We start from the raw sequence: 13228 nt of genomic DNA on the forward strand, positions 1-13228 counted from the left end.
AGCCGTGAAATCTAAGGAGGTTTCAGAGGCTTGCGGTATCATACACAAATTTGTGTTAGCGATATCATTGCACTGGCCTTACGGTGGTGCTGATCCAGTGAACAAAAAGGTCAAGATTGTTCTCGAATCCACCTATGCCTCTATCTGCTAAGTTCGTATACGGTATGACAAACCAATGTAACGTCAAGGGCTAAAATGCGTAGTGTGGCTAGTGCGGCCCGGCGTTACGGACCCGATCATGCCTTACATTTAGTCATACTAATGATCACCGGAGAATTGAAGATCATGGGGAGCGACGTGGACGCTGACGAGCGGCTTGCCGATCACGGCACCGCATGCCGCCATAGAACGAAGAGACTCTCCAGCGGAATGCATCCGGAAGGAAAGTCTTCGAGAACCACCCACCCTGATCCTGAGTTCGTCTTTGAAGGCGGTGACGATGGTGGTTCACGCAACCCATCGATCGCACTAGGGTGCTGTCGGTCTAATGCGAATCGCTCTCCACACGACGCATTTCGATCTTTGAAGCCGACGTTCAGCTGACAAGCGCCTGCCACTCCGCCAGCGCGGCGGAGCGTCGTTCCCGGTAGGTCTGTCGATCGATAAGGTGGCGTTCCAGGCTGAAGTAATTGTAAACGTTAGCGTGGATCGAGGCAAACTTCTGCAGCGTCTTCATCTGGCGGAAGCGCTGCATCGCCCGCTCTCGTCGTCGGAATGGCAAATGGCTGTTCTCGACCCGGTTGTTCGCCCAGCGGCCAACCTCCTGCTTCTCGGCATTGCCTAGCTCGTTCATCGCAGCACCATAGCTGCGTAGACCATCGGTGGTGATCGCCTCCGGTGAGCCGTGGCGCTTCAGCGCCTTCTTCATGAACGCAAGTGCGGCTGCCTTGTCGCGGGCCCGGGTGACATAGCTTTCCAGCACCTCGCCTTCATGGTCGACCGCTCGCCACAGGTAGACCATCTCGCCATTCAGCTTCACGTACATCTCGTCCAGGTGCCAGCGCCAGTGACGAAAGCCGCGCATTCGGCTCACCCGCTGGCGGCGGATGTCACCGGCGAACAGCGGACCAAACCTGTTCCACCACAGCCGCACCGTCTCATGACAGATGTCGATCCCGCGCTCGAACAGCAGATCCTCGCCGTTCCGCAGGCTCAGCGGAAACCGAACGTACATTAACACCGCCAGCCGGATCACCTCAGGCGACGAGTTGAAGTAGCGGAACGGCGAGGCGGACTTACGCGGGCGGGGCATGGCCCCGCCCTATCCTACCGGGTTACCAGCCGGTGCATTTGGTTTGACGGAGCCATCGCGCGCGATGAGCGACATGCCAGTCTGCACGGTTTGTACAAAGCGAGCGAGAGTTTGCGTGTTCACCGATCCATCGATCTCACCCGCGGCTCTCGCCTTCTCTATGCGTTCTTTGAGCCGAGTGAGCGTGGCGTTGTGCGCGGAGACTACGGTCGACTGCGGTCTTCATGTTGTCGTAGATTCCGCGCCGCGGCACCCCGCCAAGCAGCCGGAAGGCATGCTGGTGCGCATCGAACAGCATCTCGTGGGTCTGAAGCGGATACGCACGCACGATGAACGCCCGGCTGTGCGACAGCTTGGTGTGCGCTGCCTGCAACTTCACCCGTTCGCTGCCCAGAACGGCCCAGTCTTCGCTCCAGTCAAACTGAAAGGCTTCGCCGGGCATGAACACCAGCGGCACGAACGTACCCCGGCCCGTTGTCTGCTCCTGGACCTGACGGTTCGCTTTCCACGCCCGGATGAAAGCCGCTACCCGACTGTAGGACCCGTCATAGCCCAGCGCGACCAGATCGGCGTGGATCTGCTTGCCCGTGCGCCGTTGCTTGCGCGATCTGGCCGTCTCTGTTTTCAGCCAGCCCGACAGCCGCTCGGCATACGGGTCCAACCTGCTCGGCCGGTCGACCACCTGGAACTTCGGCTCCAACGCATCCGACCGCAGGTATTTGCGGATCGTGTTACGCGACAGTCCCGTGCGGCGGATTATCTCCCGGATCGACATTCCATCCCGGAATGCCCAGCGCCGGATGACGCTCAGTAACGCCATGTCTATCACTCCTTGACCCCCCGGCAGCCAGCCGGGGTGAGGTTGAGACACGGGTCACTTCTCGGTGGGAATTTATACCTTCGCCGGGTCAGCTCTCAGTGGAAATCAACACCCGGATGTTTTCCTCTCGCAGGAGGCGGCCGAGGCGTATCTGGCATGATCGCCACACGCCGCCTGAAGGTCGATCGCAGCCAGCGGTGGTCTTCAGAGCCGGGCACTGACGCCGACGCGAATGCGGCGGTCGGCGGGAATCGGCGAGGAATAGACGCCTTGCGCCGCGGTCAGGTTCTCACCGGCCACATAGATCTTCGCCCGCGTCCCGACCGCCCGTGTCAGCTTCGCATCGACGCTGACTGATGTTGGCACCTGGATCGAGATGAGGTTGGTATCCGGCAGGAAGCTACTTTGTCGGCTGGACGTCGCCAGATGTGTCGCCACGGCGGCCGACCATATGTCATCCGCGTAATCCGCGGTCACGTTCGCGCGGTGACGCGGCGTCGCCGCTTCGGGGAAAAGCGCGTAATAAGCCGCATTGCGGTTTGCGGGGATGTTCTCGTCAATCCGGGCAAGGCTGTAGTTGGCCGACCAGCCAATCCTGGACTGAATGCGACCGCTCGCTGCCAGCTCGATACCGTGGCTGGTGTAGGCGCCGACGTTCGCGAAACGGGCGACGGCCACGGGTTCGGGCGTGAACGCCACTGTCACATCGACCGCGCCTCCGGGCGAAGCGATCAATCGATCCACCCGTGTGTAGAACAAGGTGACATCCATGCGCAGCCCCGAGGCGAAGCCCTGCGAGTAGCCCGCTTCCAGACTGTCGACCTTGACGGGCGACAGGCGAGGATCGCCGACGAGGTAGACAGGGATAGGGACGTCAGGCGCAGGGATAGCGACGTGAAGACCAAGGTCGATCAGCGACGGGAGCTGCAATCCGCGCCCGCCATTGACGCGCAAGCGACCGGCTTCGGCGATCTGCACCGAACCCGCGACGTTGAAGCTGACCGGCGTTATGGTGCGGTCATAGGCCGCGACCGGGTCGATCTGCGGGGTAAGGATCGCCCCGCCCTGCTCCAGCCATAGTCTGTCGACCCGCGCCGCGCCGGTCAGCGCGACGCGGTCGGTCGGATGCAGATCGAGCATTCCGCTGAGCGCTGCGACCCTGTAGCCAATCCGTTTTGAATACAGTCGCTCGGACGATAGCTGATTGTCGCGATATTCCACGCCGACCCGGGCACTGCCGATCGCGCCCAGCCGCACCAGAGCGGAGCCCGCGCTGACGGAGATGCGGTTCTTCGCACGCAGGTCCGCAACGGCGCTGTACGGATCGGTGACCGGAGTGGTTATGCCGTAATCGGCCTGCAGCCAGTTCGTGTAGCTGCGCGCGCTCAGGCTGCCCCACGACGTGTCATGATTGACGAGCGCGCCCAACGTCTGGTTGCGGAACCGCTGCTCGGTGAGGATCTGACTGGGAAGAAACTCGAGCTGACGGTTACCGCCAAGGCCACCGTTCAGCTCGATGGACGTCCGCGCTGCGGCCTGAACGAACAACGTCCCGCTGAGCTGGTCTGCCCCGACGCCGCGGGTAAAGGGCGGCTGGTAGAGGCGAGCCGGAATGCGGCGTTCGTCTTCCTCCTGATGCCCAGCCGACAAGCTTAAGCCGATGTCGGGGGCCAGGGGCAGTGCGGTCGTCACGCTCAGCCGCCCGTAGCCGTGCGTTCCGCCCTCAGCGCGCGCGGCAAAGCGTGTGTCGGTGCCCGAACGTTTCGTGACGATATTGACGACACCGCTCGCTGCGTTGAACCCGAACAAAGCGCTTGCCGGCCCACGCACCAGTTCGATCTGCTGGATATTGTCGAGCTGAACACCCAGCAGGTTCCAGTTCGTCATGCCGTAATGATCGAGATACACCTGCCTGCCATCAACGAGCACCAGCAGCCGCGCATTATAGGTCTGCACACCACCGCGGATCGCTATGTCACTTTGACCGGCGGTCCAGCGGTTCACGTCGACTCCCACCTGCGCCTTCAGCAGATCGGGGACGTTCCTCGCCGGCGATCGCGCGATCTCGTCGCTGGTGATGATGGTGACCGAGGCAGGCGCTTCCGAAGCGCGCTGCGGCTTGCCCGTCACGCTGGTGGTGATGGGCTCGCCGAAAGCCTCGTTCAAGGCAGCATGGTCTACAATCTGCGCATTGACCCCGGCGGCAGGCGCGACCAACGCCAGCGTGGAGGTCAGCATAATACGGAACGTGCGCACGGATCAGATTTCCTTGACGAGCATGAGGAACGCCGAGCCAAAGCGGATCCTGCTGCGCCGCGCGGCCTCCTTGCTCACGACGATCTGTGTCTTGGCGCCTTCCGAAATGCCCACCACGCAGCGACCCGCCACCACGCAGCCAGTGTCCGAAGTGATCGTCAATATCGCCTGAGCGCTGGCGGTCTCGGCAAGATCGCTCTGGTAATTGTGCAATCCGGAGGTGACGAAGGCGGCGCGCGATCCCGACAGCTGCGCTAAGTTCGACACCATCACCCGCCGCGTGCGGATCAACGCCTGACCGCTGACCGCACTGCGCGCCAGCGCGCGCTCCATCCCTGACGCCTCGGATTCTGAATCGGCATTTCCCGCCTGATAGACGATGGCGACCGGGATGATCCCCGAAGGCGCTGGCTGTACGAACGACAGGACGCGCGCCGCAACCGGCACGTTGAGCGTCGCCGACGCGGCCGGCGCGAGCAGTGACAGCACGCAAGCGGCGGAGATCAGTAAACGTGGCTTCACGGACGTTCCCATCAAATCCAAGCCCGTGGCGCCGTGCTCGTCTTCAAACCCGATTAGTCCATACTCATAAACAAAACCCTGTAATCGCTGGTCTCTCGTAGCGTTCTTCGGTGACCGGGCTCGCGCGGGCGCTTGAAACGGCGTTTTTCGCATGTTGAGAGCGGCCGGCAGTCCGAGCCTTCCCGCTGCCGAACCGGTCGGTTTGCGCCTCCCGAGCTTGCAAGCGCCGCGGTCAACAAAATTCTCTTGTTAACCAAATGGTGAGGCGCCCTCCGTAGGCCGTGAGCGCAACGACGGGAATTTACAGGTGCGCGCCTCTTTCATCATCATCGCCAGTATCTGGATTGTGAGTCTTGCTGCTCCGACGGCGGCGGAGCTCAACGTGCCCGTCGCGACCCGGGTCATCTCGTTCCTCCAGCTGCCACCCTCGGGACCGATCCAGGCTGCGATCATCTTCGCGCCCGGCAACGACGATTCGGTCGCAGAAGCGGCCGCGATCGAGCGGGCGATTAGCGCCAGCAAGGGACGGCTCCGTACCAGGCGCATCACGGCGAACGCACTCGCCGGACTGCCCGGCGCGCAGGTCGCCTTCGTGACCGTCGGCTTGCGCGCGGAGCAGGATGAGATCGCGCAGGCGGCGACGCGCGCGCATACGGTGACGATTACCTCCGACCAGTCCTGCGTGACCTCTGGCCGGTGCGTCGTCGCAATCGCGACGAGCCCGCGGGTGCAGATCACCGTCAATCGCGCCGCCGCGCGCGCCGTCGATGCCAAGTTCGGATCGGCATTCCTGATGCTGGTCAAGGAGATTTGATGATGCGCCTGTTGCGCATGGTGCTGGGCTTGGCCGTGTTCACTCCGGCCGCTCTTCCCGCAGCTGCCCAGACCGTCGATTATTCGGCCCTCGCGGGAGCGATGGGCGAGCCGGTGACCACCAGCGTCACCGGCCGACCGCAACGTGCCTCTGAAGTGCCGGCCTCCACGGTCATCATCACCGCGGAGCAGATCGCTCGCTCGCCGGCGCATGACGTGCCAGGGTTGCTCAAGGGATATGCCGGCATCGATGTAAACCGCTGGACCGCGGGGCAAAGCGACATCGCGGTTCGCGGCGGCGTGCAGAGCTACAATGCGCGATTGCTGGTGCTGGTCGACGGGCGCCAAGTGTATCTCGACCATTACGGCATGACGGACTGGAACCTGCTTGGCGTACCGATCGAGGATATCCAGCAGATCGAGCTGGTGCGCGGGCCCGCCAGCGCGCTCTTCGGGTTCAACGCCGCGAGCGGCGTGGTCAACATAATCACCAAGAAGCCGCACGAGACGCTGGCTGTGACGGCGGTGGCCGCGATCGGCGATCACGACCGGTCGCGACTGGCCGGATCGCTGATGGTACCGATCGCGGCCGGCGCCGGCGTCAAGCTGTCCGGACAGCACATGCGCGAGGACGAGCGGCGCGTTCCCGACACGCTGCTGCCCCCCGGGCGCATCCGGGACGTGGCCGCTTCGCACGTGGCCAGCGAATTGTACGCGCGGGTCGGCCCGCTGACGGCAGCGATCGGCGGCGGTTACGCCACAAACGAGCAGATGGAGTATCTGCCCAGCCAGATTCTCTCCAACCAGAACTATCGCAGCGGCAACCTGCATGCGACCGTGTCGCGCGATACCGGCTGGGGCGGCCTGACCTTCAACGGCTTCGTCAACTGGCTCGATGCCACTTACGGGGTCGACGCGGTCAAGGACCAGCCGAAAGCCACGCTCGATATCGGCAACCGCATCGTTTCGCTCAAGGCGGCCGGACTTTATCGCTTTGGCGAGAACAACGTCTTCCGGCTGGGAAGCGAATATCGCAACAACCGGATCACCGGCGAGGCGCAGTTCGCCGACAAGGTCAGTTATGACGTGGCGTCGATCGACGGAATGCTTGACATGCATTTCGGTGACCGTGTCGCGCTCACCACCGCAGCGCGACTCGACCGGCTGTGGCTGAAGGTGAGCGGCGCGGTGGCGGAGCCGGCCTTCAACGATCCGCACGACTTCGACCGTGCGTTCAGCCGCGTCAGCCTCAACGCAGCGCTGCTGGTGCAGGTGGGCACGAGCGGGCGGCTGCGCGTCAATGGCGGGCGCGGATACCAACTACCGTCGCTGACCACGTTCGGGGTTCGTATCCCGCTGGTGACCGCCACCCCCCTGCCGTTCCCGGTCTTCGTGGCGGGCGCGCCCGCGCTCGACCCGGTCGGCACATGGAGCGGCGAGATCGGCTACGAGCATGCGCTGGGCAGTGCGCGCCTGGAGATGACCGGCTTTTACACGCATACCGACAAGGCGATCGCATCGCCGGGCGACGGATTGCAGGACCTCCTCGAGTTTCACTTCGTGCCGGCTCCGGTGGCGGTCGCCCGCTTCCAGGTGGCCGGTGACTACGACACCTATGGCGTCGAGCTATCCGCCTCCGGCACGCGCGGCGCCGTAATGTGGCGCAGCAACTATACGTGGACCCACACCGACGAACAGGTCGGCAGCCTGGTGGCACCGATCGCGCTAGCCTTCTCACCGCGATTTACGACACCGCAGCACAAAGCCAATTTCGAGCTTGGCTATGATGCCGGCGCGCGCTGGTACACGAGCATGCTGGCCCGCTACACCTCCCCGACCCGCCAGTTCGCCTTCACGACCGGGCAGCAGCTCGCGCTGTTCCGCGTCCGCGATGCGCTGGGGATTGATGCGCGGCTGGGCTACCGCTTCTCTCCGCACGTTGCCGCCTATGTGGCAGCCGAAAACCTCACGCTCGCAGGCGGGGTCGCCGGCTCGCCGATCCCGGCAGATCGCCGCATTCGCGCCGGCCTGCGGCTGAGCATCTGACATGATCTCAACGCTGGCAGACTGGATCGAACGCCGCATCCGGCTCGCTGATCGCTCGCTGGCCACCAAGGTGGCGGCGACGCCGCTGCTGATGCTGGGACTGTTCGTCGCGGTTGCGGCGCTTAGTGCAGCCGCGTTGCTGGTCGCTGATCGCAGCGTCAGCGGGATCGTCCACGGCGACATGCACGACGTCGGGCAGCTGAATGCGATTGAGCGCCGCTTCGGCGCGAACGACTCAAGCGTCTACCGTCTGCTCGTCGCGAAGGCCGCCAATCCAACCTTCGACGTTTCCCGCGATACCGCGGAGATTCAGGACGGCCTGTTGCAGGTGCGCGCCGATCTGCTCAGCTATCGCGCCGGGCACCCGACCGATCGCGACACGATCGCGCGCGCCGTTGCCGTGCTGGATCGCTACCGCGAAACCGTAGGGGTCATCACGTCGATGCTTGAGCTCGATTTCGGGAGCACCGCCGCCATGATCGCACCCTTTCGCGCCCATGCTGCGCTGGTCGAGCGACGGATCAGGCAGGTGTCCGCGGCAGGGGTTGCCCACGCCGACGCCAGCGCCGCCGAAGCGGTGTTCACCACGCGCATCACGATTTTGCTGATCCTGATCATGTCGGCTGTGGCGATCCTGCTCGGACTGAGCTTCGCCTATGTCATAAGCCGGTCGACGGTGCAGTCGATCACCGAGATTGCGGGTGCGACCCGAGCGGTCATGAACGGTGAGGACCATCTGGACCTGTCATCTTATCATCGACGCGACGAGTTCGGCCTGATGGTCACGGCGTTGCAGACTTTCCAGACGCAGCGCGAAACGGGTCGACAGCTCGAGCGACAAGCGGCGGCGTTGCGCGACGAGGCACAGGAGCGTGAGCAGCGCAACGCGGCGGCGATCCGCCACACCGAGGAACAGGCGGAGCAGCAACGCCGCGCGATCATGGCGCAGCTCGCCAGTTCCTTCGAGGACCGGGTGGCAGGCGCGATCCGCGAGGCGCAGCGCGCGATGGTGCATCTCGATCATCATGCCGAGAGCCTGTTGTCGTCGGCCGGCGCGGAGCAACAGCTCGCGCAGGATCTTGACGTGATCGCGCATCAGCTAACCAAGGAGATGCGAGAGGCGAACGAAGCGACGCAGCGGATGGCGTGCGCGTTCACCAGCATCGATACAGAAGTGGCGGGAACAAGCCGGGCAGCCCGCTCGATCAACGAACATGCGGTAAATGCGCAGAGCGCGGTCGCGCGGACCCAGGCGCAGGCGGAATCGATCGAGCAGATCGTCGACGTGATTGAGGCGATCGCACAGCAGACGAACCTGCTCGCGCTGAACGCCACGATCGAGGCTGCACGCGCGGGGCCAGCCGGCACGGGCTTCGCGGTGGTCGCGACCGAGATCAAGTCGCTTTCCAGCCGTACGAGCATGTCCACCAATGACGCACGTGCCAAGATCGACGCGGTTCAGGAACAAATCGTGGCGGTGGTTGATGGCACCGACAGCCTCAATAGCCTGATCGCGGACCTCGATACGGTCGCGCAGAACGTCGTCGGGATGACGCGCGGTCAAACCTCCTCGGTCCGTCACCTGGACGCATTGCTGGAAAGCGTGCGCGAGCGCAGCCGCCGTCTGGCAGAGGCGAGCAAGCAGATCTCGTCCGCGGCGGAGGAAAACGTCGCCTCCGTCCATCGCTTCCGGGAGAACAGCCAGTTGCTCGGTAGCGCGCTGAGCCTGCTTGCCAAGGATGCACAATCGTTCACGCGAGAATTACGAGGTGGTTGATCGAAGAGCGCTCGTACGAAGATGACCCACATGCGGACGCTCAGTCGGTTCGCAGAGCTTCCCCATACCCGACGTTCGTTCATCTTCATTACGACAGATAGCCGTCAGCGCTTTTGGTGCCGAACAGCCTAGGGTCAGGACTCGTTGATCACAGCCAGAAGATGACAGTGGCAGCGAGCGCGATGGCGGAGAAGAATGCAGTTGGGCAGCGGTCGTAGCGGGTCGCGACGCGGCGCCAGTCTTTGAGGCATCCGAACATGATCTCGATGCGGCTACGTCGCCGATAGCGCCGCTTGTCGTATCTGACCGGCTCGTTGCGGGATCGCCGGCCCGGGATGCAGGGCTGGATGCCTTTGGCCTGCAGAGCGTCCCTGAACCAATCGGCGTCGTAGCCGCGATCACCCAGTAGCCACTGCGCTTTTGGCATATCATCGAGCAGCGCTGCCGCGCCGGTATAATCGCTGACCTGGCCCGCCGTCATGAAGAAGCTCAAGGGTCGGCCGTTCGCGTCGGTAACGGCATGGAGCTTGGTGTTCATGCCGCCCTTGGTGCGGCCGATCAAACGGCCGAGATCGCCCTTTTTACCCCGCAGGCTCGAGGCCGTGCGGTGCGCCTTCAAGTAGGTGGCGTCGATCATCACCGTCTTCGGCTCGGCTCCCGCCGCCGCAAGCCCTTCCATCATCCGCGTGAACACGCCCGCCGCGCAACAGCGCTTCCACCGGTTGTAAAGCGTCTTGTGCGGCCCGTAGGCGCTGGGCGCATCGCGCCACCGCAGCCCATTGCGGTTCACGAACACAATGCCGCTCAACACTCGTCGATCATCAACGCGCGGCTTGCCGTGGCTCCTGGGAAAGAACGGCCGCAGTCGCTCCATCTGATCGTCCGTCAGCCAAAAGAGGTCGCTCATCCGGGTCTCCTTGCGGAGCCTGAATCAGATCGCGACGCTCACATCAATGGGTCCTGACCCTAGGAGAGTGTTGAGCCGGCTCCCACCCAAACTTTTTGCTGAAGTAGCATTGGCCTTTGAAAGGGCGGGCTGCCGATGGCTAGAACTCGAAGCAGGCACTGCAGCACGCTCATGATCATAGAGGCGCTACCGTAAACGTTAAGTTTTGCGGCGTACCGCGCCGTTATGGGTCTGCTCCATACCATCGCGCACTGTACGGCGCAAAGTCATAACCTGCGGCTTGTGGCGCTTGCCGCTGCTGTCTGTGCTGTCGGCGTCTACGCGACATTCGCGATCGCGCGGCATGCGGCGCGAGCAGTCGATGCGCTTCGCTTCCGATGGGCTCTCGTCAGCATCGTATCGGGTGGCTGTACGGCATGGGCTACGCATTTCATCGTGCTTCTGGCCTACCAGCCAGGCATTGAAGCCGCGTTCGATCCGCTGGTCACCATCGCATCGTTAGCTTGTGCTATCGTGGGTATCGGCGGGGGCATTCTCGTGTCGATGCGCTCGCGCCGCCGCCTGCAGCAATTTGTCGCAGGGCTCGTCATCGGCGTTGGCATCGCCGCGCTGCACTACATCGGTCAGTCGGCGTACCTCGTCCGGGGCAGCATCGCATGGGATCCGGTGCTGGTGCTGCTCTCACTCGTCGTTGGCGTGCCGCTGACCGGGCTGGGCATGATGACGTTGGCGCACCGACGCCGCTTCATTCGCCGCGCTGCGCCACCACTACTACTGCTTTCGATCGCCGTTCTGCACTTCTGCGGCATGGCGGCGATGACCGTTCGCCCCGATGCGACTGTTAGTTTCCCGGCGACCGCCATGTCGCCTGCAACCATCGCGCCGTGGGTAGCGGGCGTGTCGATCGCCCTCCTCACCCTTGCGATATTTGGTTGGCGCTTCGACCTCGCCGCAAAAGCAAGGCTCCGCCTCGATCAGCGCCGCCTACGCGAGCTCGCGGATGTTGCGCTTGAAGGATTGCTGATCTGCACCGAGGACGAAGTCACTACCGCCAATCAGAGCATCGAGCGTCTCTCCGGCTACGCGCCTGGCACGCTTCCGGGTGCCTTCCTCAGCCAACTGCTCCCTGGTGTCGACTTCGCCAGCATGCCCGAGCGGGAAGAGCGTGAGGCACAGCTCGTCAGCGCGAGTGGCGACACGATCCCGGTCCGCATCCTGCGCGCGCAGGTCGCGCTCGGGCACAAGCTCCAGACGGTCATTGCCGTACGTGACCAGCGTGAGCGGCTGCGGACCGAGGCACGCATGCGCACCTTGGCATTCAGCGATTCGCTGACCGGTGTCGCCAACCGCGGGCGCTTCTTTGATCTGCTCTCAATCCACACGGCTTCGCGACGGGAGCGCGATCAGTCCTTCGCGGTGCTCATGCTCGACCTCGATCGCTTCAAGCCAGTGAACGACACGCTCGGTCACGCCGCAGGTGACGCCATCCTGCAGATGGTGGCGGAGCGGCTCCAGGCGACGCTGCGAGACGGCGATGTGCTTGCCCGGCTTGGCGGTGACGAATTCGCTGTTTTGCAGATTGCCGCAGATCATCTCGACTCCGTTGCCATCCTGGCGGAGCGCATCGTGCAAACGATCGGCGGTCGGCCCTTCATCTATCAGGGACAGGCGCTGCACCTTGGTGCGAGCGTCGGCTTCGCCTGGGCGCCGCAGGACGGCAACGACCCGGCCGAACTGCTGCGGAACGCCGATCTGGCACTTTATGCCGCGAAGTCGGACGGTCGCGCGATCTGGCGGCGCTACGACCCGCACTTCGATGAGGAGACACAGAAGCGGCGTCGCCTCGAGATCGGCCTGCGGCACGCGATCAGCCACGGAGAGCTGCAATTGCACTACCAGCCGCTGGTCGACGCTCAAACCGGCGCGATTACGTCCGCGGAGGCGCTGGTGCGCTGGAACCATCCCGACCGGGGGCTCGTCCCTCCGGTGGACTTCATCGGACTGGCAGAGGAAACCGGACTGATCCTCCCGCTTGGCGACTGGGTGTTGCGAACAGCGTGCGCCGAAGCGGTAAGTTGGCCCGCAAACATCGGCGTGGCGGTGAACCTTTCGCCTGCGCAATTCCGTGACCCTGCGCTCAGCAAGGTTGTCTTGTCGGCGCTCCGTGAATCCGGATTGGAACCAAGCCGTCTGGAGTTGGAGATCACGGAAGGCGTGTTGCTCAACGACGAGGCGGGTACGCTTGAGACATTGGCCGAACTCCGAACGGCCGGCGTGCGGATTTCCATGGACGATTTCGGCACCGGCTACTCGTCGCTGAGCTATCTGCGCAAATTCCCGTTCGACAAGATCAAGATCGATCAGTCTTTCGTGCGTCAGATCCCCGACGATCCGGAAAGCGCGGCAATCATCCGGGCGATCATCACGATGAGCGCATGCCTCGGCATCAAAACGACTGTTGAAGGTGTCGAGACGAGCGAGCAACTCGCCTTCTCAGTCGCGGAAGGTTGCGATACGATCCAAGGGTACCACGTCAGTCGACCGCTCACCGCAAGCGCTTTCCATGACGTTCTTGATCTCACGCAGCCATCTCGATCGGACATCCTTGTTGATCGATCGATATGTCCCATGCGGGCCTGAGCCCACTCATGGCGAGCAAGCTTCGGTGCACTTGGGACGCCGCGAGCTGGGTCCGCATCCCACCGAAATTTGCCGTTGAGGCAGAGCAACCCTCCGCCTCTGTTTATGCTGCGCTGAGGGCGTTGGCTAATCGAAGAATGCGCTTCTACCCGCTTAGTACCCTATGGCGCCTCCGCCCGAAGGCCGTAGTCTGGT

General features: G+C 63.4%; 8 protein-coding genes and 1 pseudogene. 4 read left to right on the plus strand and 5 right to left on the minus strand.

Annotated features, from left to right (window positions below; genetic code table 11):
• Positions 1–535 precede the first annotated feature (535 nt).
• From PGN12_16325 to PGN12_16340, 4 genes and pseudogenes are all read right to left on the minus strand, one after another.
• A complete protein-coding gene (locus tag PGN12_16325) occupies positions 536–1252 on the minus strand; it encodes an IS6 family transposase (GenBank protein MEH3105453.1) in 717 nt (238 codons plus the stop codon).
• 205 nt (positions 1253–1457) lie between these two features.
• Positions 1458–2072 (minus strand): annotated as a pseudogene (gene istA / locus PGN12_16330) (IS21 family transposase).
• A gap of 204 nt (positions 2073–2276) precedes the next feature.
• Positions 2277–4328 carry a TonB-dependent receptor gene (locus PGN12_16335; protein MEH3105454.1) on the minus strand — a complete coding sequence of 684 codons (2052 nt, stop codon included), beginning with the start codon at positions 4326–4328 and terminating at the stop codon, positions 2277–2279.
• Positions 4329–4331: 3 nt separating this feature from the next.
• Positions 4332–4862: a YfiR/HmsC family protein gene (locus PGN12_16340; protein ID MEH3105455.1), complete on the minus strand. Its 531-nt coding sequence runs from the start codon at positions 4860–4862 to the stop codon at positions 4332–4334.
• 295 nt (positions 4863–5157) lie between these two features.
• Here PGN12_16340 and PGN12_16345 point away from each other — a divergent pair, with 295 nt between their 5' ends.
• From PGN12_16345 to PGN12_16355, 3 genes are read left to right on the plus strand one after another with little or no spacing between them, the layout of a single operon-like run.
• Positions 5158–5664 (plus strand): YfiR/HmsC family protein, encoded by a 507-nt coding sequence (locus PGN12_16345; GenBank protein MEH3105456.1) that lies wholly within the window; start codon positions 5158–5160, stop codon positions 5662–5664.
• Positions 5664–7709: a TonB-dependent receptor gene (locus PGN12_16350; protein ID MEH3105457.1), complete on the plus strand. Its 2046-nt coding sequence runs from the start codon at positions 5664–5666 to the stop codon at positions 7707–7709. Before PGN12_16345 ends, PGN12_16350 begins: the two co-directional genes overlap by 1 nt.
• Position 7710: 1 nt before the next feature.
• Positions 7711–9486 carry a methyl-accepting chemotaxis protein gene (locus PGN12_16355; GenBank protein MEH3105458.1) on the plus strand — a complete coding sequence of 592 codons (1776 nt, stop codon included), beginning with the start codon at positions 7711–7713 and terminating at the stop codon, positions 9484–9486.
• 148 nt (positions 9487–9634) lie between these two features.
• On the opposite strand, the gene PGN12_16360 is transcribed toward PGN12_16355, so the two are convergent.
• Positions 9635–10393 (minus strand): IS5 family transposase, encoded by a 759-nt coding sequence (locus PGN12_16360; protein ID MEH3105459.1) that lies wholly within the window; start codon positions 10391–10393, stop codon positions 9635–9637.
• Between the two features lie 225 nt (positions 10394–10618).
• On the opposite strand from PGN12_16360, the gene PGN12_16365 reads away from it, so the two are divergent.
• The gene (locus PGN12_16365) at positions 10619–13033 is read left to right on the plus strand and encodes an EAL domain-containing protein (protein MEH3105460.1); all 2415 of its coding nucleotides are present in this window, start codon (positions 10619–10621) and stop codon (positions 13031–13033) included.
• The last annotated feature ends 195 nt before the right edge of the window (positions 13034–13228 follow it).

It is taken from the genome of Sphingomonas phyllosphaerae, assembly GCA_036946405.1.
Classification (GTDB): Bacteria; Pseudomonadota; Alphaproteobacteria; order Sphingomonadales; family Sphingomonadaceae; genus Sphingomonas; species Sphingomonas phyllosphaerae_D.

Bases quoted from the DNA above. Each gene is read 5' to 3' on its own strand.
- PGN12_16350 (MEH3105457.1), top strand. From the start codon at position 5,664: ATGATGCGCCTGTTGCGCATGGTGCTGGGCTTGGCCGTGTTCACTCCG.
- PGN12_16365 (MEH3105460.1), top strand. From the start codon at position 10,619: ATGGGTCTGCTCCATACCATCGCGCACTGTACGGCGCAAAGTCATAAC.
- PGN12_16325 (MEH3105453.1), bottom strand. From the start codon at position 1,252: ATGCCCCGCCCGCGTAAGTCCGCCTCGCCGTTCCGCTACTTCAACTCG.
- PGN12_16340 (MEH3105455.1), bottom strand. From the start codon at position 4,862: ATGGGAACGTCCGTGAAGCCACGTTTACTGATCTCCGCCGCTTGCGTG.
- PGN12_16360 (MEH3105459.1), bottom strand. From the start codon at position 10,393: ATGAGCGACCTCTTTTGGCTGACGGACGATCAGATGGAGCGACTGCGG.
- PGN12_16355 (MEH3105458.1), top strand. From the start codon at position 7,711: ATGATCTCAACGCTGGCAGACTGGATCGAACGCCGCATCCGGCTCGCT.